Origin of the sequence: Enterobacter sp. Acro-832, from assembly GCF_011752745.1 — a bacterium.
Lineage (GTDB): Bacteria > Pseudomonadota > Gammaproteobacteria > Enterobacterales > Enterobacteriaceae > Enterobacter > Enterobacter quasiroggenkampii.
Window position 1 is genome coordinate 157,705 of the sequence record NZ_VWWX01000004.1, and the last position, 25,776, is coordinate 183,480.

Genomic DNA, 25,776 nt, shown 5'->3' on the forward strand with positions numbered 1-25,776 from the left:
GCGTTTGTAAGCCGTAGCCACTGATGACGGAACAATAAAATACAACGTATGAAAAAACGTATCCCCACCCTCCTGGCCACAATGATTGGCACCGCCCTGTACAGTCAACAGGGGCTGGCGGCCGATCTCGCCTCGCAGTGTATGCTTGGCGTCCCAAGTTATAATCGCCCACTGGTGAGTGGCGATACCAATAGCTTGCCGGTAACCATTACTGCCGACAGTTCAAAAGGGACTTACCCTGACAATGCCACGTTTACAGGCAATGTCGATATTAATCAGGGCAATAGCCGCCTGCAGGCAGATGAAGTGCAGTTGCACCAGAAGCAGCCGGAAGGCGCGGCCGAACCGGTACGCACGGTGGATGCGCTGGGTAATGTGCACTATGACGACAATCAGGTCATCCTGAAAGGTCCGAAAGCCTGGTCAAACCTGAATACCAAAGACACTAACGTCTGGAAAGGTGATTACCAGATGGTGGGTCGCCAGGGGCGCGGTGACGCAGACCTGATGAAACAGCGCGGTGAAAACCGCTATACCATCCTGGAAAATGGCACGTTTACGTCGTGTCTGCCGGGTTCAAATACCTGGAGCGTGGTCGGGAGCGAGGTTATCCATGACCGCGAAGAGCAGGTCGCAGAGATCTGGAACGCCCGCTTCAAGGTGGGTCCGGTCCCCATATTCTACAGCCCTTATTTGCAGCTTCCCGTGGGTGACAAACGTCGCTCCGGTTTCCTGATCCCGAATGCCAAATACAGCACCACGAACTACTTTGAGTTCTACCTGCCGTATTACTGGAACATCGCGCCCAACATGGATGCGACGATCACGCCGCATTATATCCACAAGCGCGGCAACGTCATGTGGGAGAACGAATTCCGCTATCTGACCCACGCCGGTGCGGGTCTGATGGAGCTGGATTATCTGCCGTCGGATAAAGTATTCCAGGACGAGCATCCGACTGAAGGCGATAAACACCGCTGGATGTATTTCTGGCAGCATTCCGGGGTGATGGATCAGGTCTGGCGTTTCAACGTCAACTACACCAAGGTCAGCGATCCAAACTACTTCAACGATTTTTCGTCAAAATACGGTTCGAGTACCGACGGTTATGCCACACAGATCTTCAGCGTTGGCTATGCGGTGCAGAACTTCGATGCGACGGTAACCAATAAACAGTTCCAGGTGTTCTCAAGCCAGACGGCGAGTACTTATGGTGCCGAGCCGCAGTTGGATGTTAACTGGTACCAGAATGACGTGGGGCCATTTGACACCCGTATTTATGGTCAGGCGGTGCATTTTGTAAACACCAATTCCAATATGCCGGAAGCCACCCGTGTTCACCTGGAGCCTGTCATCAACCTTCCATGGTCCAATGACTGGGCAAGTCTGAACACGGAAGCTAAGCTGATGGCGACACACTATCAGCAGAAAAACATTGATGATTACAACACCAGCAACAACGCCCATCTTGAGGAATCCGTAAACCGTACGCTTCCGCAGTTCAAAATGGACGGTAAGCTGATATTCGAACGCAATATGGGTCTTCTGGCGGATGGCTATACCCAGACGCTGGAGCCACGTATGCAATACCTGTACGTGCCTTATCGCGACCAGAGCAACATCAATAACTACGACTCCTCCTTATTGCAATCGGACTACAGCGGTCTGTTCCGCGACCGTACATATGGTGGTCTGGACCGTATCGCATCTGCTAACCAGTTGACGACCGGGGTCACATCGCGCGTTTATGATGACGCTGCCGTTGAACGTTTTAACGTTTCTGTTGGTCAAATCTATTATTTCACCGAGTCTCGTACGGGCGATGACAACATTAAGTGGGAGCAAGATAATAAGACGGGTTCGCTAATTTGGGCTGGCGACACCTACTGGCGTATGACCGATCGTTGGGGCCTGCGTGGTGGCGTTCAGTACGACACCCGTCTCGACAATATTGCCAACAGTACTGCGGCTATTGAATATCGCCGGGATGAAGATCGTATGGTGCAGTTGACCTATCGTTATGCCAGTCCGGAATATATTCAGGCGACATTACCAAACTATGGTACTGCTGAGCAGTATAAAGACGGTATTTCGCAGGTGGGTGGCGCAGCGAGTTGGCCCATCGCCGACCGTTGGTCAATCGTAGGCGCTTACTACTTTGACACTAACGCGAATAAAGCTGCTGACCAGATGGTGGGGCTGCAATATAACTCCTGCTGCTACGCGCTGCGTGTCGGTTACGAACGTAAGCTTAACGGCTGGGAAAACAATCAAAGCAAATACGATAACGTGATTGGCTTTAACTTCGAGTTACGCGGCCTGAGTTCCAACTACGGTCTGGGTACGCAGAAAATGCTGCGCTCGAATATTCTGCCTTACCGCAGTTCCTTGTAATGTGCTTGATTTGCAACGTAATCCGCTTTGCGGTTAATTGAAATGGAAAAAGTATGAAGAACTGGAAAACGCTGCTGCTCGGTGTCGCTATGGTTGCGAATACCAGCTTCGCGGCCCCCCAGGTTGTTGATAAAGTCGCCGCGGTGGTTAACAACGGCGTCGTGCTTGAAAGTGACGTTGACGGTCTGATGAAATCGGTGAAGCTCAATTCGGGCGAAGCGGGTCAGCAGCTTCCGGATGACGCCACGCTGCGCCACCAGATCCTGGAGCGTCTGATCATGGATCAGATCGTTCTGCAGATGGGGCAGAAAATGGGTGTGAAGGTCACTGACGAGCAGCTCGATCAGGCGATCGCTAACATCGCGAAACAAAACAACATGTCTTTAGACCAGATGCGCAGCCGTCTGGCCTATGACGGCATCAGCTACGCCACCTACCGTAATCAGATCCGTAAAGAGATGCTGATTTCGGAAGTGCGTAACAACGAAGTGCGTCGCCGCGTCACTATCCTGCCTCAGGAAGTGGACGCGCTGGCAAAACAGGTGGGTAACCAGAACGATGCGAGCACGGAGCTGAATCTGAGCCACATTCTGATCCCACTGCCAGAGAACCCAACGTCCGATCAGGCTGCGGAAGCAGAAAGTCAGGCGCGTTCAATTGTCGAACAGGCGCGTAACGGCGGTGACTTTGGCAAGCTGGCTATCACCTATTCCGCAGACCAACAGGCGCTGAAAGGCGGCCAGATGGGCTGGGGACGTATTCAGGAGCTGCCATCCATCTTTGCCCAGGCCCTGAGCACGGCGAAGAAAGGGGATATCGTCGGTCCAATCCGTTCAGGCGTGGGCTTCCACATTCTGAAAGTGAACGATCTGCGCGGCCAGAGCCAAAATATCTCCGTTACCGAAGTTCACGCTCGTCATATTCTGCTGAAGCCGTCACCAATCATGACTGACGATCAGGCGCGAGCGAAGCTGGAACAGATTGCAGCAGACATTAAGAGCGGTAAAACCTCGTTTGCGAAAGCAGCAAAAGAGTTCTCTCAGGATCCTGGCTCTGCTAACCAGGGCGGCGATCTGGGCTGGGCGGCAGCGGATATCTACGATCCTGCCTTCCGTGACGCGCTGATGAAGCTGAACAAAGGCCAGATTAGCGCGCCGGTCCACTCTTCGTTTGGCTGGCATCTGATCGAGCTGATGGACACCCGTAACGTTGATAAAACGGATGCGGCGCAGAAAGACAGAGCCTACCGTATGCTGTTTAACCGTAAGTTCTCTGAAGAAGCAGCCACCTGGATGCAGGAACAACGCGCCAGTGCTTACGTGAAAGTGCTGAGCAACTAATGAAACAGCATCGTGTTGTTATCACGCCCGGCGAACCCGCCGGGATTGGGCCTGACCTCGTTGTCCAGCTCGCCCAGCGCAGCTGGCCAGTAGAACTGGTTGTCTGCGCGGATGCAACACTGTTACAGGACCGGGCAACGCTGCTCGGTCTGCCTTTAACGCTCATCCCTTACGTTGAAGGCCAACAGCCTGCACCGCAGCAAGCCGGTACCCTCACCCTTCTTTCTGTTCCCCTTCGTACGCCGGTCATTCCTGGCCAGCTCAGCACGGAAAACGGCCACTATGTGGTTGAAACCCTTGCGCGCGCCTGCGACGGTTGCCTGAAGGGCGAATTTGCCGCCCTGATTACCGGCCCCGTCCACAAAGGCGTGATCAACGAAGCGGGCATACCGTTTACCGGGCATACGGAGTTCTTCGAAGAGCGATCGCACAGTCCGAAAGTGGTGATGATGCTGGCGACCGAAGCGATGCGCGTTGCCCTGGTGACCACCCATCTGCCGATCAAAGCGATTCCGGATGCGATCACCCCCGATCTCCTGCGCGAGATCATCGGGATTTTGCATCACGATCTGCAGACAAAATTTGGGATCCCGCAGCCGCATGTGCTGGTTTGTGGCCTGAATCCGCACGCGGGCGAAGGCGGGCACATGGGCACCGAAGAGATCGACACCATCATTCCGGTACTCAACGAAATGCGGGCGAAGGGAATGAACCTCAGCGGTCCGCTGCCTGCTGATACCCTTTTCCAGCCGAAATACCTGGATAATGCCGACGCCGTGCTCGCGATGTACCACGATCAGGGCCTGCCCGTGCTAAAATACCAGGGCTTTGGCCGCGGGGTGAATATCACCCTCGGTTTACCCTTTATTCGAACGTCCGTTGACCACGGTACTGCGCTGGATCTGGCAGGCCAGGGGAAAGCGGATGTCGGCAGTTTTATTACGGCGCTTAATCTCGCCATCAAAATGATTGTTAATACTCAATGACTAATCGAGTCCATCAGGGCCACTTAGCCCGTAAACGTTTCGGGCAAAACTTCCTTAACGATCAGTTCGTGATCGAAAGCATTGTCTCGGCTATTAATCCACAAAAAGGCCAGGCGATGGTCGAAATCGGCCCGGGCCTTGCCGCACTGACCGAGCCGGTAGGCGAACGCCTCGACGAACTGACCGTCATCGAACTGGACCGCGATCTGGCCGCACGCCTGCAAACGCACCCGTTCCTCGGGCCAAAGCTGACTATCTATCAGCAGGACGCCATGACCATGAACTTCGGCGAACTGTCGGAAAAAATGGGTCAGCCGCTGCGCGTTTTCGGCAACCTGCCGTATAACATCTCCACGCCGCTCATGTTCCACCTCTTTAGCTATACTGATGCCATTGCCGATATGCACTTCATGTTGCAAAAAGAAGTGGTTAACCGTCTGGTTGCAGGCCCGAACAGTAAAGCGTATGGTCGTTTAAGCGTGATGGCACAATATTACTGCAACGTGATCCCGGTACTCGAAGTACCGCCGTCAGCGTTCACACCGCCACCGAAAGTGGATTCAGCGGTTGTGCGCCTTGTGCCGCACAAAACGAAACCGTACCCGGTTAAAGATCTGCGTGTACTGAGCCGCATTACCACTGAAGCCTTTAACCAGCGTCGTAAAACGATCCGTAACAGCCTCAGCAATTCATTCACCGTTGAGGTATTAGCTGAACTGGGGATCGACCCGGCAATGCGTGCGGAGAACATTTCCGTAGAGCAGTACTGCAAGCTGGCTAATTACATCAGCGAAAATGCGCCGCCGAAGGAGAGTTAAGCCATGATTGATTCGCCCCGCGTATGTGTCCATGTACAAAGCGTCTATGTTGAATCACAGTCCTCGCCGGACGAAGAACGTTTTGTCTTTGCTTACACCGTGACCATTCGCAACCTGGGGCGGACGCCCGTGCAGCTGCGCGGACGCTACTGGCTTATCACCAACGGCAATGGCCGCGAAATCGAAGTTCAGGGGGAAGGTGTGGTCGGTGAACAGCCCCACATCGCCCCTGGCGAAGAGTACCAGTACACCAGCGGCGCGGTGATTGAAACGCCGATGGGTACCATGCAAGGCCATTATGAAATGGTCGATGTCGATGGCAATGGCTTCCGCGTTGCCATTCCCGTGTTCCGTCTCGCCGTAACCACACTTATTCATTAATCTAATGTCTACATATCTGATTGGCGACGTTCACGGTTGCTACGATGAACTGATCGCATTATTAAAACAGGTCGACTTTACGCCAGAACAGGACACGCTCTGGCTGACGGGCGATTTAGTCGCACGTGGCCCCGGCTCGCTTGAGGTATTACGTTTCGTCAAATCACTGGGCGACAGCGTGCGCATGGTGCTGGGCAATCACGATCTGCATCTGCTGGCAGTGTTCGCCGGGATCAGCCGCAATAAACCTAAAGATCGCCTCACCCCGCTGCTGGATGCGCCGGACGCGGACGATCTGATTAACTGGCTGCGCCGTCAGCCCCTGCTGCAGGTTGACGAAGAGAAAAAGCTGGTCATGGCGCATGCCGGGATCACGCCACAATGGGATCTTGAAACAGCGAAAACCTGTGCACGTGACGTTGAGGCAGTGCTGGCAAGCGACTCGTATCCTTTCTTCCTCGATGCCATGTACGGCGACATGCCGAACCACTGGAGCGAGGATCTCAGCGGTCTGGCCCGTCTGCGCTTTATTACTAACGCCTTCACCCGCATGCGTTTCTGCTTCCCGAACGGACAGCTGGACATGTATTCCAAAGAGACGCCGGAAAGCGCACCGGCCCCGCTCAAACCGTGGTTTGCCATCCCGGGACCGGTGACAAGCGAGTACAACGTGGTATTTGGTCACTGGGCTGCACTGGAAGGAAAAGGGACGCCGGACGGGATTTACGGTCTGGATACCGGATGCTGCTGGGGCGGAGAGCTAACCTGTTTACGCTGGGAAGATAAAGCTTACTTTGTTCAGCCGTCCAACCGACAGCTGGACTTAGGGGAAAGTGAGGCCGTCGCCTCCTGAATCATGCCCTCTCCCGGGCGGGAGAGGGCAAATCACTTAACGACGTTCCAGGATCTCGAAGCAGTAGCTGTGAGAGTTCTGTGCATCCGCATCGTGGAATTCGCTGAATACCGATTCCCACTCGTCCGGATCGTAGTCCGGGAAATGGGTATCCCCTTCCACTTCCGCATCAATATGGGTCAGATACAGCTTCTGCGCTTTAGGCAGGAACTGCTCGTACACGCGCCCGCCGCCAATTACCATGATCTCTTCGGCATTGCCGCATGCAGCAATCGCCTCGTCGACGGATTTTACCCATTCGACGCGATCGTCAGTACCCGGCTGGCTGCTGATAACGATATTTTTACGGCCCGGCAATGGACGACCAATCGACTCCCAGGTCAGGCGGCCCATCACTACCGGCTTGTTTAACGTAGTACGTTTAAACCATGCGAGATCGGCAGGCAGGTTCCACGGCATGGCATTTTCCATACCGATAACGCGGTCCACCGCCAGCGCTGCAATCAGACTGATCATTGAAAATTTCCCGGATGCAAAAAATTGCCGCCACTATACGGAAAGCTTAATCTTTCGTCGACTGGCGGCAGAGTAAAGATACAGAAATTTTTTAATATTGCTGGCAACTCCACTTCACGCGGAAGGTTTACTCTCCGGTTCGTCAGACGGATCGCCGGTATGCTTGCCCTCTTCCGTGCCCTGCCAGCCGTGACGCTGGATCAGCGACAGGTGATTGCGATCCTCATTGATGATTTCCGTCAGCATGGCGCTGGTGCGTTTAAACACTGCCGCACGCTCCGTGGCCGTACTGCCCGCCATCGCCGCCATCTCTTCCACCATTTCGGTATTAAAGCGACGGAACAGATCCGCCCGTTCGCGGGCTTCATACGCGCCGAGCCCCAGGTTTTCCAGCGCCATGCGGCCAGACTTCAGCGCGCCTTCAAACGTTTCACGCTCGGGGGCTGCGACGCCCGCCTGCCTGAGGCGGATATAATGATCAACATCGCGCGCGCGGGAAATGATGGTCAGATCCGGAAAATGCTCTTTCGCCATTTCCACCATCTGCATGCTGGTCTCCGGATCGTCAATCGCGTTAATCAATACCTCCGCTTTCGCCGCCCCGGCGGATTCCAATAGATCGACGCGCGTTGCATCGCCGTAAAACACCTTCATATCAAATTTACGCAGGGTATCGACATGGTCGGGGTCGTGATCGAGGATAACCATTTTCACCCCGCTGGACAGCAACAGACGGCCAACGATCTGCCCGTAGCGGCCAAATCCGGCAATGATGACGCGAGGCTGCTCCTCGTCGATCTCATCGGCTTCGCGCTCCTGATCGCTACCCGATTTTTCCAGACGCGTCAGCACCACCAGCAGAACGGGCGTCGCGGCCATCGACAGAGCGACCGCCAGCGTCAGCGCTTTTGCCCACTCGGGATCGAGGACGTTTGCCATCTGCGCCGCGCCAAAGACCACGAACGCAAATTCGCTCCCCTGCCCCAGCAGAACCGCAAACCAGCTGCGCTGCTTATTCGGCACCTTCAGCGGACGCGCAATCAGCCACAGCATCGCCATTTTAATGATCAGGAAGCCGACCAGCAGGACGACGATCCGCAGCGGGTGCGTCACCAGCGTGCCGAAGTCGACGGACATTCCTACGCCGATGAAAAACAGCCCCAGCAGCAAGCCTTTGAACGGCTCGATATCACTTTCCAGCGCGTGACGGTATTCGGAACTCGCCAGCAGAACGCCGGCCAGGAAGGCCCCCATCGCCATCGACAGGCCGGCTTCCTCCAGCAGCAGACCGAAGCCAAACACCAGGAAGAGCGCCACGGCACTGAACACTTCGCGAAGGCCTGAGCGGGCAACGAACCGCAGCAGCGGACGGGTGACGTAGCGACCAAGCAGCACCACCAGCGCCAGCGCCCCCACGACTTTTAATGCCGACAGCGCGAACGCCCCCAGCGTCGTGGAGGAACCGCTGGCCGCCAGCAGCGGGATCATCGCCACCAGCGGGATAGCGGCAATGTCCTGGAACAGCAGCACCGAGAACGCGCTGCGTCCCATCTGCGAGACCGTCAGATTGCGCTCGTTCATGGCCTGCATGGCAATGGCGGTCGAGGAGAGCGCCAGCGTCATGCCGATAAGCTCTGCCACTTTCCAGTCCATGCCCAGCAGGATGCAGAACCCACCCAGCAGCAGGCCACAGGCCACCATCTGCAGCGCCCCGCCGCCAAATACAGAGGCGCGAAGCTTCCACAGGCGCTGCGGATCGAGCTCCAGACCAATCACAAAGAGCATCAGCACAACGCCAATTTCAGCGAAATGAAGGATCGCCTCTGCATCCGTCACCAGTCGAAAGCCCCACGGTCCAATAACGCAGCCCGCAATCAGGTAGCCGAGAACAGAGCCCAGCCCCAGGCGTACCGCCACGGGCACAATCAGCGCCGCTGCGCCAAGGTATATCAGCGCCTGTATCAGCGTATGGCTATCCATGGTGCGCCTCCTGCCACTCAAGTAAGCGTTGTTTATAATGGCGAGCCTGCGCCTGCAGCGTTTCGTCATCGCAGACAAAGGTGCAGTGCATCGCAAAAGGCGGGAGCCAGTTCAGGCCGCAGTAGAGCGCGGTCGCCTGCAGCGGCTGTGCCAGGACCTCAAAACCCGGGAAGGAACCAATATCAAAGTGGCTTTCTCCTCCGCCCGTGGTAACCGCCCACATCAGGCTTTTCCCTTTTAGCGCATGACCATTGTGGCCATACGCCCAGCCGTGGGAGAAGACCTTATCAATCCACAGCTTCAGCAGCGGGGGCGAGCTGTACCACTGCATGGGATGCTGCCAGACGATCAGATCGGCACGGGAAAGCGCCTCCTGTTCAGCGGCGATATCGATGTTGAAATCGGGATAAAGTTGATAGAGAGAACGTATCTCTACGTTATCAAGCGTCCTTACCTGCTCAAGCATCCGCTTATTCGCATGAGAGTGCTGCGGATAAGGGTGCGCGTAAATAATGAGTATCATCAAATGGCCTGTCTTCTTCTCTTCTTGTAGCAGTGAGTGTAGACAGTTAACCCGCCCGGTGAAAGGGGCGTAGAGGCCATGAAAAGGAAAGCGCAGCTATTGGTAATCATCATTCGCAGGACGTTTTTATCTTCGCAAAAGATCCATGACATGAATTCCTCCCATTAATCCATATAAAGATGAGATATTTTAAGAAAATCTAAAATAATTTTTTAATAAATCGATCTATACATAACACATTGAAAAAATAATAATTTTATGCTCTTTGTCGCGAGCTCATTCTTTTACTTCGCATATAAACGTTATTTTAATGCGTTATATCGCGCCCTTCTTATTCAAATGGATGTGTACATGAGCAACAATTATTTCAGACTCAATAAAACAACCAGAACGCTGGGCAATCTGTTTCCTGCCTTGTTGATATTCACGCCCGCCGTAGCCTTTTCCGGTACGATTGACCAGTCCACCTCCGTGCCGCAAGATTTCTCCGCCGACACTGAATACGTCATAAGTAAAGACGTTACGATCACCTCTTCCGGGAATGAGGCGGCCGTCTCCGTAACAGGGTTTAACGTAAAAACGGCCACCAATCAGGGAAATATTTCTGGAACGGCAAACGGGCTAGAGATTAATACTGGCGCGCAGCGCGTCATTATTAATAATGATCTCAACGCAAATATTACATCTAAAACAGGCAACGCTATTAACATCCAGTCAATGCTGGGTGACTTAAATAATGAGGGAAATATTTCCGGCGCTGAAAATGGGATCTTTGTCAGTGAATCTTCCTCTGCAATAAATATTTCCAATACGTCATCGGGAGTGATAAAAGGTAAGAACGGTATCAGTGCTCAAACAGGGGCCGGTATAGATAACAGCGGTACAATCACCGGCACGAGTGACAACGGTATTATCCTGAGCGATGGCAATTCGAAAATCATCAACACGGGTACCGTTCAGGGCCTTCAGAACGGCATCAACGTAACGGATACGGCGAAAGTTGATATCACTAACAAGGGCTCGATTGGCGGTGGCGGTACGGCGATTACGTTTGCCAGCAGCAAAAATAATACGTTGGTACTTGATACAGGCTCGTCACTGAAAGGCGACGTCATTTCTAGCGTCTCTAAAGGAAATACGGTAACTCTGGCAGGAACCGGCACAGAAGACAGCAATTTTGTTGGCTTATCGGAAGGCGATGGCTTTGCTTCTTTAGAAATGGACGGCGAAAGCTGGGCGCTCTCAGGGAATATCGACATTATCGGTTCTGGCAATTCGCTGCTGGTTAACAGCGGTGATTTAATCCTGTCGGGGAATGTGTCTAATGCAGGTACGACTCTCGTTGCCGAAGATGCTTCTCTCCAGTTGGGTGATGGCACGAAAACCGCGACGCTGAGCGGTGGACTGACCAACAACGGCACCCTTATTTTTAATCAGGGCAGTAATACGGCGTTCGCCACCGGCATTACCGGTAGCGGCAATGTTGAAAAAGTGGATTCCAACACCCTGACGCTAACCGGCAAAAACACCTACACGGGTGATACCGTTCTGCATAGCGGCACCACGCTGGTCGGTGTTGGTTCAACGCTTGGTACAAAGAGTAGCAACGCGACGATTACTGTCGAAAATGGCGCTCAGTTTGCCACTGCTGGCGAAGTAAACGACAATATCAACATCCTCACGGGTGGTACGCTGGCAGCATGGAATGCGATTCAGGGTAACGATACGCTGAGCGTTTCAGGTATCGATACGGTCAACGGCAACGTCACCAATGGTGGCACACTGTTACTCAGCGCCGCCAATAACAGCGTTGGCAATAATTTCACCATTAACGGCGACTATACCGGCTTTGCGGGCAGTCAGATCGTGATGAACAGTACCCTGGGTGAAGACAACTCGCCAACCGATCATCTCACCATTACCGGCAGCAGCTTTGGCCAGTCCGACGTCAGCGTTAACAACATTGGCGGCCTGGGCGCGCAAACCGTTAACGGCATGGAAATTGTCAGCGTTGGCGGCAGCTCCGAAGCCCAGTTGACCCTTGCCAAACCGGTGGTTGCCGGTGCGTGGGAATATAATCTCTATCAGCACAGCAACGGCAACTGGTACCTGGAGTCAAAGGCCACGCCTTCCGATGAACCGTCGGATAATACCGATGATGGCGATAACACCGACAACGGTGATAACACCGACAACGGCGGTAACACCGACAACGGCGGTAACACCGACAACGGCGGTAACACTGACAACGGCGGTAACACTGACAACGGCGGCAACAGCGGTCCTGAAGTCATGGCTCCGGAGGTTGGCGCTTACTTAGGCAACTACCTTGCCGCGCAGAGCATGTTCCTGCACAAGCGTGACGATCGCGATCAGATCACCTTCCGTAATGAAGAAGACCTCAACACCTGGATGTACGTCAAAGGTCGCTACCATGAAAACAATGCAGGCGGCGACAAAGTCAGCTATGACACCACCACCACCGTGCTTCAGGTAGGCAGCGACTTTATGAGCAAGCCTATGGATAACGGTATTCTGCGTGCGGGCGGCATGTTCGGGGCCGGTCAGGCGAAAACCCACTCTGATGCAAAACACAACGTGCGTGATGCGCAGGGCAAAGTGGACGGCTTTAACGTCGGCCTGTATGCAACCTGGCAGGAAGATCAGAAGCTGCGCCTGGGCAGCTACGTTGATACCTGGGCCGCCTACAGCTGGTACAACAATAAAGTGACCAGCAATCGCAACGATGAAGACTACGACAGCACCGGTTTTGCCGCTTCCGTCGAAGTGGGCCATGCGTGGGTGGTTGATTCAGAGAATGAGCGCACCTGGAAAATCGAACCGCAGGCCCAGATCGTCTACAGCTATCTGGATCAGGAAAATCATACCGATCGCGACGGCGTGCGGGTGACAACGCTGGACAACGACGGTCTGTTTGGTCGTCTGGGCGTCAAATCAAGCTACTTCCAGCAGAAAGATGTGAAAGCCTGGCAGCCGTACGTTGCCGTGAACTGGCTGAAAGGTGCGGGTCAAAACGATCTGGCGTTTAATGGCGAGACCGTCAGCAACGATACGCCGGAAGATCGTGGGCAGCTTGAACTGGGCGTCACTGGTAACCTGAACGACACCACCACGCTGTCCCTGCGCGCCAGCGGCGAGTGGGGTGAAAACAGCTATGCTGCTTATGGCGGTCATATCCTGCTGAACCACCGCTGGTAACCGTTCCTGAAAGACTAAAAGCCGTGGCAAACGCCACGGCTTTTTTATTAGTTATCCAGCTCGCCCATTGATTTAACCTGATCGCGGTTGATCTGCTCGGTCTGACCCGTTTCCGCATTTTTATACGACACCAGACCGGTATCATCATCGACCTGTGGTTTTCCGTCGGTGACAATGGTTTTGCCATCGGTGGTTTTCACTGCCTGGTTAGAGGAACAGCCCGCGACGGTAAACGTTGCAGTGGCGGCAAGAAGGGTGGCGATCAGTAATTTATTTTGCATGGTGTTTTCCCCTGCTCTCAGTTGAATTTCGTTATCGACCTAATGATTTTAGGCTAACTCACTGAATGCGGATGAAAAACCAGAAGGTTCTGAAGATGGATAAAGAAAAAAAGTAGGGCGGGTAAGCGAAGCGCCACCCGCCATTTGCCCGGCGGCGCTACCGCTTGCCGGGCCTACGCAGATTACTTGCTAATCTGCGCGTGCATTTCCTGAACCGAAATCACCTTCTCGGTGGCATCCGCGTTCAGCGCCATGGCTGTTGCGAAACCGCCGTTCAGGGTGGTGTCGTAGTGCACTTTGTACTGCAGCGCGCTGCGGCGAATCAGCTTGGAGTCTTCAATCGCCTGGCGGCCTGCGGTGGTGTTGATGATGTAGGTGTATTCGCCATTCTTGATACGATCCTGAATGTGCGGACGACCTTCATGCACCTTGTTCACCAGACGCGGGTTGATGCCCGCTTCACCCAGCACAATCGCCGTACCGTGGGTCGCGTCCAGCTCAAAGCCCTGCTTCAGCAGCTTGGCGGCCAGGTCAACCACGCGCTCTTTATCGCCTTCGCGAACGGAGAGCAGCGCACGGCCCGATTTTCTCATGGTTGAGCTACTGCCCAGCTGCGCCTTCGCGAACGCTTCTGCGAAGGTGCGGCCTACGCCCATCACTTCCCCGGTTGAGCGCATTTCTGGCCCTAACAGTGGGTCAACGCCCGGGAATTTGTTGAACGGCAGCACCACTTCTTTCACCGAGTAGTACGGTGGAATGATCTCTTTGGTCACGCCCTGCTGTGCCAGCGTCTGGCCTGCCATCACGCGCGCCGCCACTTTCGCCAGCGGAATACCGGTGGCTTTGGAGACGAACGGTACGGTACGTGCCGCACGCGGGTTGACTTCAATCAGGTAGACTTCGTTATCTTTCACCGCGAACTGGACGTTCATCAGGCCGCGAACCTGCAGCTCGAAGGCCAACTTCTGCACCTGCTGGCGCATCACATCCTGAATTTCCTGGCTCAGGGTGTACGCTGGCAGAGAACAGGCAGAGTCACCGGAGTGCACGCCCGCCTGCTCGATATGCTCCATAATGCCGCCAATCAGCACCATTTCGCCGTCGCAGATGGCATCAACGTCCACTTCTACCGCATCGTCGAGGAAGCGGTCGAGCAGCACTGGCGCATCGTTGGAGACGCTCACCGCCGTCTGGAAGTAGCGACGCAGGTCGGCTTCGTCGTAGACGATTTCCATCGCGCGGCCGCCCAGCACGTAGGAAGGACGAACCACCAGCGGGTAGCCAATCTCTTTCGCCTTCTCTACGGCCTGTTCGATGGCCGTCACCGTGGCGTTCGCCGGCTGTTTCAGCTTCAGACGGTCAACCGCCTGCTGGAAACGCTCGCGGTCTTCCGCACGGTCAATCGCATCCGGGCTGGTACCGATAACCGGTACGCCTGCCGCTTCCAGCGCGCGCGCCAGCTTCAGCGGAGTCTGGCCACCGTACTGCACGATAACGCCTTTTGGCTTCTCGATGCGCACGATTTCCAGCACGTCTTCCAGGGTAACCGGCTCGAAGTAGAGGCGGTCGGAGGTGTCGTAGTCGGTGGAGACGGTTTCCGGGTTACAGTTGACCATGATGGTCTCGTAACCGTCTTCGCGCAGCGCCAGCGAGGCGTGTACGCAACAGTAGTCGAACTCGATGCCCTGGCCGATACGGTTTGGACCACCGCCCAGCACCATAATCTTGTCGCGGTCGACGGACGGGTTCGCTTCGCACTCGTCTTCATAGGTGGAGTACATGTACGCGGTGTCGGTCGAGAATTCAGCCGCACAGGTGTCCACGCGCTTGTAGACCGGGTGCAGGTCATACTGGTCACGCAGCTTGCGGATTTCCGCTTCGCGCACGCCCGCCAGCTTAGCCAGACGCGCATCGGCGAAGCCTTTACGCTTCAGCACGCGCAGGAAGTCAGCATCCAGGCCGTTGATGCCCAGCTCGGCCACTTTCTCTTCCAGACGCACCAGCTCTTCAATCTGCACCAGGAACCAGCGGTCGATGTTAGTCAGGTTGAACACGCCGTCGACGGACAGGCCGGCACGGAAGGCATCGGCGATGTACCAGATACGCTCTGCACCCGCGTCTTTCAGCTCGCGGCGGATTTTGGTCAGCGCTTCCGGGTCGTCCAGACTCACTTTCGGGTCGAAACCGGTCGCGCCCACTTCCAGGCCGCGCAGCGCTTTCTGCAGGGATTCCTGCTGGGTGCGGCCAATCGCCATCACTTCACCGACAGATTTCATCTGGGTGGTCAGACGGTCGTTCGCGCCCGCGAATTTCTCGAAGTTGAAGCGAGGAATTTTGGTCACAACGTAGTCGATGGACGGCTCGAAGGACGCAGGGGTGCGGCCACCGGTGATGTCGTTCATCAGCTCGTCGAGGGTGTAACCCACCGCCAGTTTCGCCGCCACTTTCGCAATCGGGAAGCCGGTCGCTTTAGAGGCCAGCGCGGAGGAGCGGGACACGCGCGGGTTCATTTCGATAACAATCAGGCGGCCGGTTTTCGGGTTCACGGAGAACTGCACGTTTGAACCACCGGTTTCCACGCCGATTTCACGCAGTACCGCCATCGAGGCGTTACGCATGATTTGGTACTCTTTGTCGGTCAGCGTCTGGGCTGGCGCAACGGTGATGGAGTCGCCGGTGTGGATACCCATCGCATCGAAGTTTTCGATGGAGCAGACGATGATGCAGTTGTCGTTTTTATCACGCACCACTTCCATCTCGTACTCTTTCCAGCCAATCAGCGATTCATCAATCAGCAGCTCTTTGGTTGGAGAGAGATCCAGACCGCGTTCGCAAATTTCTTCGAACTCTTCACGGTTGTAAGCGATACCGCCGCCGGTGCCGCCCATGGTGAACGATGGACGGATGATGCATGGATAGCCCACGTCAGCCGCAACGGCCAGCGCTTCTTCCATGTTGTGTGCGATACCGGAGCGCGCGGTGTCGAGGCCGATTTTCTTCATCGCCACGTCGAAGCGGCGACGGTCTTCGGCTTTATCAATCGCGTCGGCGGTCGCACCAATCATGGTGACGCCGAATTCGGCCAGCACGCCCTGACGCTCCAGCTCGAGCGCGCAGTTCAGCGCCGTCTGGCCGCCCATGGTTGGCAGCACCGCGTCCGGACGCTCTTTCTCGATGATTTTACGCACCACTTCCCAGTGAATCGGCTCGATGTAGGTCGCATCTGCCATTTCCGGGTCGGTCATGATGGTAGCCGGGTTAGAGTTAACCAGGATGACGCGGTAACCCTCTTCACGCAGGGCTTTACACGCCTGCGCGCCGGAGTAGTCGAATTCGCAGGCCTGGCCGATGACGATCGGGCCAGCGCCAAGGATCAGGATGCTTTTTATGTCTGTACGTTTTGGCATTGTCTTCTCGGCTCCTGATTATTTAGCGGTCTTACGGTATTGCTCGATAAGTTCGATGAAGTGATCGAACAGCGGCGCGGCGTCGTGTGGGCCCGGGCTGGCTTCCGGGTGTCCCTGGAAGCTGAACGCTGGCTTATCGGTACGATGAATCCCCTGCAGGGTGCCATCGAACAGCGACTTATGGGTCACGCGCAGGTTAGCCGGCATTGAGGCCTCATCGACGGCAAAGCCGTGGTTCTGCGCGGTGATCATCACCGTGTTGTTATCGATATCTTTCACCGGGTGGTTACCACCGTGGTGGCCGAACTTCATTTTGACGGTGTTCGCACCGCTCGCCAGCGCCAGCAGCTGATGGCCGAGGCAGATGCCGAATACCGGAATGTCGGTTTCCAGGAAGGACTTGATGGCAGCGATGGCGTAATCGCACGGCGCCGGGTCGCCAGGGCCGTTGGACAGGAAAATACCGTCCGGATTCATCTTCAGTACGTCTTCAGCAGACGTTTGTGCTGGCACTACCGTCAGGCGGCAGCCGCGGTCAACCAGCATGCGCAGGATGTTGCGCTTGGCGCCGAAATCGTAGGCCACCACGTGGAACGGCAGCTCGCTCTCTTTTTTCGCTTCCGGCAGGTCGCCTTCCAGCGTCCAGCTACCCTGCGTCCAGCTGTAGGCTTCTGCGGTAGTCACTTCTTTCGCCAGGTCCATGCCGTTCAGGCCCGGGAAGGCTTTCGCTTTTTCCAGCGCCAGCGTCGCATCGAGGTTATCACCCGCGATGATGCAGCCGTTCTGTGCACCCTTCTCGCGCAGCAGACGCGTTAACTTACGGGTATCGATATCGGCAATCGCCACGATGTTATGGCGCTTCAGGTAAGAAGAGAGGTCTTCGGTATTGCGGAAGTTGCTGGCAATCAGCGGCAGGTCACGAATGACAAGGCCTTGCGCATGTACCTGAGAGGATTCTTCGTCAGCCGCATTGGTGCCGACATTGCCGATATGAGGATAAGTAAGAGTAACGATTTGGCGAGAATAGGAAGGATCAGTGAGGATTTCTTGATAACCGGTCATTGAAGTATTGAAAACGACTTCCCCAACCGCCGAACCCGTTGCCCCTATGGCCCGACCGATAAACTGGGTTCCGTCTTCCAGAACCAATAGCGCTGACTTAATCAAAACACCCTCCAGAGAATATTCACTCACTTTATTTGCATATTAATTCATAACCATGTCATGGATCAATGCAAATGTGTTGCCAGCGGATTTTTGGCAAACGGCGGCATTCTGGAGATTTGGTGGGTAAAAGTCAACTTAAAACCGATATTTTGTTTAGTCTTTTGCGTATCTGACGAGGTGAGTGGAGCTTAAGCGACAAAAAGATCAGGTAAATCACTGCGGAAAACGCTTGCGCACCGGTTTTAATGAAAAATGAGTCGGCACAGCATCAAAAAGTGGACCAAATGGTCAAAATTTACATTTCAGTAACGAGAATTAAGGGTAATAGCTATACTTTCAAGGCCAAAGGAACGAAATGAGCACGAAACAGATAAAATAAAAGGGCAATAAATTATTGCCCTATGCAATCAAAGGATTACGACTGCAATAACCACATCACGATGGGTAATAATGCTTACAGATTGTTGAGATCAAGCACATCTCTCATATCAAAAAGACCATTTTTCTTCTCTTTCAGCCACAAGGCGGATCGAACGGCACCATTGGCAAACGTCATTCGGCTGGACGCTTTATGCGTAATCTCGACGCGCTCGCCAATATCGGCGAACATCGCGGTATGTTCGCCGACGATGTCACCCGCCCGGACGGTTGCGAAACCAATGGTGCCCGGCACGCGCTCCCCGGTGTGGCCTTCGCGGGCATAGACCGCGCAGTCTTTTAAATCTTTATCAAGTGCATGAGCAATCGCTTCGCCCATTGCCAGCGCCGTGCCTGATGGTGCATCAACCTTATAGCGGTGGTGAGCCTCGACAATCTCAATATCGGTGTAGTTGCCCATCACCTTCGCCGCCTTCTCCAGCAGCTTCAGCATGACGTTAACGCCCACGCTAAAGTTTGCGGCGAAGACAATCGCAATCTCTTTGGATGCATCCTGGATAGCCTGCTTGCCCGCATCGTCAAAACCGGTGGTGCCGATCACCATCCCCTTGCCGTGCTGGCGGCAAAACGCCAGATGCGCGAGCGTCCCTTCAGGACGGGTAAAATCGATGAACACATCGAAGTCATCTTTAACCGCGTCCAGGCTGCTTTGTACGGTTACGCCGGTCTTTCCCGCGCCCGCCAGCTCGCCAGCATCGGTCCCCAGAAGTGATGAACCGTCACGCTCCAGCGCCGCGCCAAGTGCTACGCCATCCATCTGAAGTGCCGCCTGAATAAGCTGACGGCCCATACGTCCACCCGCGCCCGCAATGGCGACACGGATCTGTGCATCATGCATAGTTATTCTCTTACGTTAAAATGATGTAAACCGTTTTCAGATTAACCAGCCTTTCTGAGCACTGCCAACTGAAAACACCGATAATTAGAATTTAACGTGAAACCGACTTAAATATCAGTAAAAGACATGATTTTGTCGTCACGATAAAGTAACGGGTAAAAAAAAGGCCAGCACAGGAGGTGCTGGCCTTTCATCAGAAAAGGGACTATTCGACTTCGCGGGCGTCGATTCTCAGCTCTTTCGGCACTTCGAAAACAATATTCTCTTCGCGTCCTTCCAGCGGCACCGCTTCGCCGCCGCCCAGCTCCTGCAGACGGGAAATGACGTTTTGTACCAGAATATCGGGCGCGGATGCCCCGGCCGTCACGCCTACGCAGGCCGCGTCTTTAACCCACACTTCCTGAATATCCGTGGCATCGTCGATCAGGAACGCCGCCTTCCCCATTCGCTGTGCCAGTTCAGCCAGACGGTTAGAGTTGGAGGAGTTCTTAGAGCCGACCACCAGCACCACGTCCGCCTGTTCAGCCAGTGCGCGCACCGCTTCCTGACGATTGGTGGTGGCGTAGCAGATGTCGTCCTTGCGCGGCCCGACGATTTTCGGGAAGCGCTGACGCAGGGCATCAATCACGTCTGAGGTATCGTCGACGGAGAGCGTCGTCTGGGTCATAAACGACAGGCGCGCTTCGTTTTTCACGTTCAGCGTGAAGACATCTTCAGGCGACTCCACCAGGTACATTCCCCCTTCAGGGTTGCTGTACTGGCCCATGGTGCCCTCGACTTCCGGGTGGCCAGCATGGCCAATCAGGATCGACTCTTCACCACGGCGGCTGGCGCGCGCCACTTCCATATGCACCTTGGTCACCAATGGGCAGGTGGCATCGAAGACGGTCAGATCGCGGCTTTTGGCTTCGTTACGGACCGCCTGAGAGACGCCGTGCGCGGAGAAAATCAGGATCGCACCGTCCGGCACTTCGCTGATCTGCTCGATAAAGATGGCACCGCGTTCGCGCAGGCTGTCGACCACGTAGCGGTTATGCACCACTTCGTGACGTACATAAATCGGCGCGCCGTAAATCTCCAGCGCGTTTTCAACAATGCTGATAGCGCGGTCTACACCGGCGCAGAAGCCGCGCGGGTTAGCCAACAGGATCTGCATTTCAGGCCTCCAGTGCCGGATCGATTTCCAGCACTTCAACATCAAAATGAACGGTACGCCCGGCAAGCGGATGGTTGAAGTCAACGGTAATCGAGTCGCCGTTGATTTCGCGGATCACGCCAGGCATTTCGCTGCCGTCCATAGCGGTAAAGAGCATAATCGCGCCGATTTCCGGTTCACCTGCGTCCATAAACTCGCGGCGCGAGAAATACTGGATCAGGTCCGGGCTTGGCACGCCAAATGCCGCATCCGGCTCCAGCGAAAAGGCTTTTTTCTCGCCCTCTTTCAGGCCCAGAAGCTGCTGCTCAAGACCTTCAGACAGGGAGGTATCGCCAAGACGAAACAGGGCCGGTTTGCCGTTATTGCGGGTGGACTCAGCCGTTGAACCATCATCCAGCTTCAGCGTGAAGTGAACGAGAACCGCGCTGTTGCTCTGTACGGATTTAGACATGCAAATTGCTCGCTTGTTTTGGGTCACCTGTTGCCCGGTGGCGCTACGCTTACCGGGCCTACGGGAAGCCACAAATTCTGTAGGCCGGGTAAGCGTAGCGCCACCCGGCATTGATGCTTACGCCTGCTCTTTCGCAGCGGGTTTAGGCAAGAAGCCTTCCAGCACGATTAACGCCGCACCGATGCAAATGGCGCTATCAGCGAGGTTAAAGGTCGCGAAGTGCCAGTCGCCGACGTAGAAGTCGATCATATCGACCACAAAGCCGTGCCACAGGCGATCAAACAGGTTGCCCAGCGCGCCGCCAATGATCAGCGCGTAGGCGATGTTATTCAGCTTTTGCGTTGCCTTCGAGCGGTACATCAGCACCGCCAGGATCACGCAGATACCAAGAGCGATACCCGCGAAGAACCAGCGCTGCCAGCCACCGCTGTCGGCAAGGAAACTGAACGCCGCACCGTAGTTGCGCGCGTAGTGCAGGTTAAGCGACGGGAACAGCGGGATCGTCTCCCCCAGAGCAAAATTCTGGAGGATCAGGAACTTGCTGCCCAGATCAATAATCAGCACCACCACAACCAGCCACAGCCAGCGCAGTCCTGTTGAACAGAGAGTTTTACTCATCAGGCAAACTTACGTTTTTCGCCGTCACCGGCGACGTTGCTTACACAGCGTCCGCAGATGTCTGCGTGTTCCGCCACCTGACCGACATCGGTGGTGTAATGCCAGCAACGCGGGCATTTCTCACCGTCGGCTTTGCTCAGCGCGACTTTCAGTCCTTTGAGCAGTTCGCTCTGCTGAGCATCAGCAGAAGCCTCGGCATAATCCGCAACTTTCGCACCGGAGGTCAACAGGACAAATCGTAATTCATCGCCCAGCGCCGTCAGCTTCGCCGCCAGCTCTGGCTCCGCGTACAGGGTTACTGCCGCTTCCAGAGAGCCGCCGACTTTCTTATCAGCACGCGCCTGCTCGATAACCTTGTTCACTTCGCCACGTACTTTCAGCAGCTCGTCCCAGAAGGCATCGTTCATTGCTTCGGTGCTGGAGAGATCGAACAGACCTTCGTACCACTCGCCCGTGAAGACATACTTCTCGCGGTCGCCCGGCAGATAACCCCAGATTTCATCTGCGGTGAAGGACATGATCGGCGCCATCCAGCGTACCAGCGCTTCTGCGATATGGAACAGTGCGGTCTGGCAGCTACGACGCGCCACGCTGTCCGCTTTCGCGGTGTACTGGCGGTCTTTGATGATGTCGAGGTAGAACGAGCCCATCTCGATGGAGCAGAAGCGCATCAGGCGCTGCACCACTTCGTGGAAGTCATAAGACTCGTAGGCCTTCAGGATATCTTCCTGCGCCGCTTTCGCGCAGCCTACCGCCCAGCGGTCCAGAACGACCATCTCTTCCGGTTTCACCATGTCTTTTGCCGGATCGAACCCGTTCAGGTTCGCCAGCAGGAAGCGCGCGGTGTTACGGATACGACGATAGCTGTCGGCAGCGCGTTTCAGGATCTCGTCAGACACCGCCATTTCGCCGGTGTAGTCGGTCGACGCCACCCACAGACGCAGAATGTCTGCGCCCAGTTTGTTCATCACATCCTGCGGAGAAACGGTGTTACCGATAGATTTGGACATCTTACGGCCCTGACCATCCACGGTGAAGCCGTGAGTCAGTACCTGACGGTAAGGCGCTTTACCCTTCATGGCGGTAGAGATCATCAGAGATGACATGAACCAGCCGCGGTGTTGGTCAGACCCTTCCAGATACATATCGGCAGCGTGACCGGCAAACTCCGGACGCACGTCAACCACGGAGGAGTGGGTAGACCCGGAATCGAACCACACGTCCAGGGTATCCGGCACTTTCTCGTAGTTATCCGCATCAGCGCCCAGGATGTCGCGGGCGTCGAGATCCCACCACGCCTGAATGCCGTCAACTTCGACGCGCTTCGCCACTTCTTCCATCAGTTCCAGGGTGTTCGGATGCAGCTCATGCGTCTCTTTATGCACGAACAGCGACATCGGCACGCCCCAGGTACGCTGACGGGAGATACACCAGTCAGGACGGTTAGCCACCATGGATTCGATACGCGCCTGGCCCCAGTCCGGGATCCACTGCACGCCTTTGATCTCTTTCAGAGACTGCTCGCGCAGGCCCTTCTGATCCATGCTCACGAACCACTGCGGGGTCGCACGGAAGATGATCGGGGTCTTGTGACGCCAGCAGCACGGATAGCTGTGCTGCATTTTTTCAACGTGCAGCAGCGCGCCGCTGGTACGCAGCATGTCGACGATAATGTCGTTCGCTTTGAAGACGTTGATACCGTCCAGCGCCGGGTAGGTGCCAGGCAGGTAAGAACCATCCGGACCAACCGGGTTAGCGATTTCCAGACCGTACTTCAGGCTGATGTTGTAGTCGTCAGGACCGTGGCCACCGGCGGTATGTACCGCACCGGTACCCGCTTCCAGCGTCACGTGGTCGCCGAGGATCGCCGGAACGTCGAAGTCCAGGAACGGGTGTTTGAAGCGCATCAGCTCCAGGGCGTCACCTTTCACGGTACCCAGCACGGTGTAGTCAGTGATATGCGCGCGCTTCAGCACGCTCTCAACCAGATCTTTCGCCAGGATAACCGCCTGACCGTCAATCTGCACCAGCGCGTATTCGAACTCACCGGACAGGGAGATCGCACGGTTGGCTGGCAGGGTCCACGGGGTGGTGGTCCAAATCACCAGAGAGATCGGGCCGTTTACCGAGGCGACGCCAAATTTGGCTTTTACCGCATCCTGATCCACCGCGTGGAAGGCCACGTCGATAGACGGAGAGGTTTTGTCGTAATACTCCACTTCAGCTTCTGCCAGCGCAGAACGGCAGTCCACGCACCAGTGCACCGGCTTAGCGCCTTTGTGCAGGTGGCCATTACCGATGATTTTGCCCAGCGCACGGATAATGTTGGCTTCCGTTTTGAAGTCCATGGTCAGGTACGGGTGCGACCAGTCGCCCAGTACACCCAGACGGATGAAGTCAGCACGCTGACCGTCAACCTGCGTGGCTGCGTATTCGCGGCACTTCGCACGGAACTCAGCGGCGGTGAACTTCTCACCTGGCTTGCCGAACTCTTGTTCGACTTTCAGCTCGATTGGCAGACCGTGGCAGTCCCAGCCCGGAACGTAAGGCGAGTCATAGCCCGCGAGTCCTTTGGACTTCACGATAATGTCTTTCAGAATCTTGTTAACCGAGTGACCAATATGAATGCTGCCATTCGCATAGGGAGGGCCATCATGCAGAATGAAGGTTCTTTTGCCTTTTTTGGCTGCACGAATGATGCCGTACAGGTCATCATCAGTCCAACGCGCCAGCATTCCCGGTTCGCGCTTGGCGAGATCGCCGCGCATCGGGAACCCTGTTTCCGGCAAATTCAGGGTTGATTTATAGTCACTCATCAGATTCTCGGTTCCGTATTTATCACGTAGGCAGTTAAGCCGGTTCTAAAGCCCAAAAAACTCGCGGGCCGTCAATTCATCTCGCGCAATTTGCGCTTTGAGTTCATCCAGCGAACCAAATCGCTGCTCATTGCGTATTTTTTTACGCAGTATTACATCTATATGGCGACCATACAGGTCCATTACAACGTCCAGCAGGTGCACTTCTAGCTGTTGACGCACACCGGCGACGGTCGGACGCGTGCCAATATTGGCGACGCCGTAGAACGGCTTATCGCCCAGTCCTGCCACTTCTACCGCATAGACCCCTTTAACCGGGGAAACCTGACGACGCAGCGGTATATTCGCCGTCGGGAAACCTATCGTGCGGCCCAGCGCATCGCCATGGACCACGCGGCCAGAGATGGTGAACGGATGCCCCAGCAGGGTTTCTGCCGTATCCAGTTCGTCATCGGCCAGTGCCCGGCGTACCGCCGTGCTGCTGACGCGCACGCCGCCTTCACAGAAAGTCATCGCGCTGGTGACGTCAAAACCGTACTCCAGACCAGCCTTCTGTAATAGCAAGAAATCGCCCTGACGACCAGCGCCAAAGCGGAAATCATCGCCCACGGCAAGAAACTGCACGCCAAGACGCTTAACCAGCAGGTCGCTGACGAAATTTTGTGCTGTCAGCGCGGCAAAGCGGCGATCGAAACGTACGCACAATACGTAGTCCACGCCGGACTCAGCCAGATAGCGCAACTTCTCGCGCAGGCGTGTAAGACGGGCGGGAGATTTATCGCCCGCGAACAGCTCCAGCGGCTGCGGTTCGAAAATCATCACTACAACGGGCAGACCGCGGGCCTCCCCTTCTTTACGCAATCCCTGCAACAGCGCCTGATGACCACGATGCACGCCGTCGAAATTACCAATGGTCAGCACGCACCCGTGCGGGGCTCTGCTGAGATTATGTATGCCGCGTATCAGCTTCATGTCTGGCTCAAAACAGTGAAAATCGCCAAAGTATACCTTGTACAGCGGTTAAGGTTAACCGGCGATTGTTCGTGCAAAACAGAAAGCCGTAATGATTTCATCAGGCTGACCTTTCGCAGCGAAAAAATCTGCTCGCGAACTGCGATTTTTATGCCGAAAAGCTGTATTCACGAACAACAAGCTGGTAGAATCCTGCGCCATCACTACGTAACGTAGCGTCGCCACATTAACGGCGCTTATTTGCACAAATCCATTGACAAAAGAAGGTATAGAGGGCATATTCCTCGGCCTTTGAATTGTCCACATAGATCATATTTGGGAGTTGGACCTTGGCTAATATCAAATCAGCTAAGAAACGTGCCGTACAGTCTGAGAAGGCTCGTAAGCACAACGCAAGCCGTCGCTCTATGATGCGTACCTTCATCAAGAAAGTATACGCAGCTATCGAAGCTGGCGACAAAGCTGCTGCGCAGAACGCATTTAACGAAATGCAACCAATCGTGGATCGTCAGGCTGCTAAAGGTCTGATCCACAAAAACAAAGCAGCGCGTCATAAAGCAAACCTGACCGCGCAGATCAACAAACTGGCTTAATCGCCGCTTGTTGTTGCTTGTTTTAAAAG

At 55.2% G+C, this 25,776-nt stretch carries 20 protein-coding genes and 1 pseudogene; 8 read left to right on the forward strand and 13 right to left on the reverse strand.

Annotated elements, in window-relative coordinates; all coding sequences use genetic code 11:
- Positions 1–48 precede the first annotated feature (48 nt).
- The 6 genes from lptD to apaH are packed head-to-tail and all read left to right on the forward strand — an operon-like array spanning position 49 to position 6,772.
- A complete protein-coding gene (gene lptD, locus F3J31_RS15545; protein WP_063620748.1) occupies positions 49–2,394 on the forward strand; it encodes an LPS assembly protein LptD in 2,346 nt (781 codons plus the stop codon).
- Between the two features lie 53 nt (positions 2,395–2,447).
- On the forward strand, positions 2,448–3,734 hold the full coding sequence (gene surA / locus F3J31_RS15550; RefSeq protein ID WP_045907775.1) for a peptidylprolyl isomerase SurA: 1,287 nt from the start codon (positions 2,448–2,450) through the stop codon (positions 3,732–3,734).
- A complete protein-coding gene (gene pdxA, locus F3J31_RS15555) occupies positions 3,734–4,720 on the forward strand; it encodes a 4-hydroxythreonine-4-phosphate dehydrogenase PdxA (protein WP_045907774.1) in 987 nt (328 codons plus the stop codon). The genes surA and pdxA overlap by 1 nt, the downstream gene beginning before the upstream one ends.
- Positions 4,717–5,538 carry a 16S rRNA (adenine(1518)-N(6)/adenine(1519)-N(6))-dimethyltransferase RsmA gene (gene rsmA / locus F3J31_RS15560; RefSeq protein ID WP_008502020.1) on the forward strand — a complete coding sequence of 274 codons (822 nt, stop codon included), beginning with the start codon at positions 4,717–4,719 and terminating at the stop codon, positions 5,536–5,538. Before pdxA ends, rsmA begins: the two co-directional genes overlap by 4 nt.
- Before the next feature lie 3 nt (positions 5,539–5,541).
- Positions 5,542–5,919 (forward strand): Co2+/Mg2+ efflux protein ApaG, encoded by a 378-nt coding sequence (gene apaG / locus F3J31_RS15565; RefSeq protein ID WP_032644031.1) that lies wholly within the window; start codon positions 5,542–5,544, stop codon positions 5,917–5,919.
- A gap of 4 nt (positions 5,920–5,923) precedes the next feature.
- Positions 5,924–6,772, forward strand: a complete 849-nt coding sequence (gene apaH, locus F3J31_RS15570) for a bis(5'-nucleosyl)-tetraphosphatase (symmetrical) ApaH (protein WP_048028538.1) — start codon at positions 5,924–5,926, stop codon at positions 6,770–6,772.
- A 36-nt stretch (positions 6,773–6,808) separates the two neighbouring features.
- Here the strand turns inward: apaH and folA are convergent, their stop codons facing one another.
- From folA to kefF, 3 genes are all read right to left on the reverse strand, one after another.
- Complete coding sequence (gene folA / locus F3J31_RS15575) at positions 6,809–7,288, reverse strand: type 3 dihydrofolate reductase (protein WP_008502023.1); 480 nt, start codon at positions 7,286–7,288, stop codon at positions 6,809–6,811.
- A 114-nt stretch (positions 7,289–7,402) separates the two neighbouring features.
- Positions 7,403–9,268 (reverse strand): glutathione-regulated potassium-efflux system protein KefC, encoded by a 1,866-nt coding sequence (gene kefC, locus F3J31_RS15580; RefSeq protein WP_048225611.1) that lies wholly within the window; start codon positions 9,266–9,268, stop codon positions 7,403–7,405.
- Complete coding sequence (kefF, locus tag F3J31_RS15585) at positions 9,261–9,791, reverse strand: glutathione-regulated potassium-efflux system oxidoreductase KefF (RefSeq protein WP_167214023.1); 531 nt, start codon at positions 9,789–9,791, stop codon at positions 9,261–9,263. The genes kefC and kefF overlap by 8 nt, the downstream gene beginning before the upstream one ends.
- A 351-nt stretch (positions 9,792–10,142) precedes the next feature.
- Between kefF and F3J31_RS15590 the strand changes: the two genes are divergently transcribed.
- Positions 10,143–13,010, forward strand: a complete 2,868-nt coding sequence (locus F3J31_RS15590) for an autotransporter outer membrane beta-barrel domain-containing protein (protein WP_167214026.1) — start codon at positions 10,143–10,145, stop codon at positions 13,008–13,010.
- A gap of 47 nt (positions 13,011–13,057) precedes the next feature.
- On the opposite strand, the gene F3J31_RS15595 is transcribed toward F3J31_RS15590, so the two are convergent.
- From F3J31_RS15595 to F3J31_RS23445, 10 genes and pseudogenes are all read right to left on the reverse strand, one after another.
- Positions 13,058–13,291, reverse strand: a complete 234-nt coding sequence (locus F3J31_RS15595) for a YgdI/YgdR family lipoprotein (RefSeq protein ID WP_021240552.1) — start codon at positions 13,289–13,291, stop codon at positions 13,058–13,060.
- Between the two features lie 182 nt (positions 13,292–13,473).
- The gene (carB, locus tag F3J31_RS15600) at positions 13,474–16,698 is read right to left on the reverse strand and encodes a carbamoyl-phosphate synthase large subunit (RefSeq protein WP_047072642.1); all 3,225 of its coding nucleotides are present in this window, start codon (positions 16,696–16,698) and stop codon (positions 13,474–13,476) included.
- Positions 16,699–16,716: 18 nt separating this feature from the next.
- Complete coding sequence (carA, locus tag F3J31_RS15605; RefSeq protein ID WP_010427050.1) at positions 16,717–17,865, reverse strand: glutamine-hydrolyzing carbamoyl-phosphate synthase small subunit; 1,149 nt, start codon at positions 17,863–17,865, stop codon at positions 16,717–16,719.
- A 454-nt stretch (positions 17,866–18,319) separates the two neighbouring features.
- Positions 18,320–19,141, reverse strand: coding sequence for a 4-hydroxy-tetrahydrodipicolinate reductase (dapB, locus tag F3J31_RS15610; protein ID WP_048028544.1), 822 nt, complete (start codon positions 19,139–19,141; stop codon positions 18,320–18,322).
- 205 nt (positions 19,142–19,346) lie between these two features.
- Positions 19,347–20,297, reverse strand: coding sequence for a 4-hydroxy-3-methylbut-2-enyl diphosphate reductase (gene ispH / locus F3J31_RS15615; RefSeq protein WP_045907765.1), 951 nt, complete (start codon positions 20,295–20,297; stop codon positions 19,347–19,349).
- A 1-nt stretch (position 20,298) separates the two neighbouring features.
- On the reverse strand, positions 20,299–20,748 hold the full coding sequence (fkpB, locus tag F3J31_RS15620; protein WP_003856450.1) for an FKBP-type peptidyl-prolyl cis-trans isomerase: 450 nt from the start codon (positions 20,746–20,748) through the stop codon (positions 20,299–20,301).
- A 117-nt stretch (positions 20,749–20,865) separates the two neighbouring features.
- Complete coding sequence (gene lspA / locus F3J31_RS15625) at positions 20,866–21,366, reverse strand: signal peptidase II (RefSeq protein ID WP_167214030.1); 501 nt, start codon at positions 21,364–21,366, stop codon at positions 20,866–20,868.
- Positions 21,366–24,182, reverse strand: a complete 2,817-nt coding sequence (gene ileS / locus F3J31_RS15630; RefSeq protein WP_167214033.1) for an isoleucine--tRNA ligase — start codon at positions 24,180–24,182, stop codon at positions 21,366–21,368. The genes lspA and ileS overlap by 1 nt, the downstream gene beginning before the upstream one ends.
- A 45-nt stretch (positions 24,183–24,227) precedes the next feature.
- A complete protein-coding gene (gene ribF, locus F3J31_RS15635; RefSeq protein WP_045907763.1) occupies positions 24,228–25,154 on the reverse strand; it encodes a bifunctional riboflavin kinase/FAD synthetase in 927 nt (308 codons plus the stop codon).
- A gap of 7 nt (positions 25,155–25,161) precedes the next feature.
- Positions 25,162–25,368: pseudogene (locus F3J31_RS23445) on the reverse strand (DUF2575 domain-containing protein); the annotation flags it as partial.
- Between the two features lie 115 nt (positions 25,369–25,483).
- Here F3J31_RS23445 and rpsT point away from each other — a divergent pair.
- Positions 25,484–25,747, forward strand: coding sequence for a 30S ribosomal protein S20 (gene rpsT, locus F3J31_RS15645; RefSeq protein WP_003856458.1), 264 nt, complete (start codon positions 25,484–25,486; stop codon positions 25,745–25,747).
- Positions 25,748–25,776: the final 29 nt, after the last annotated feature.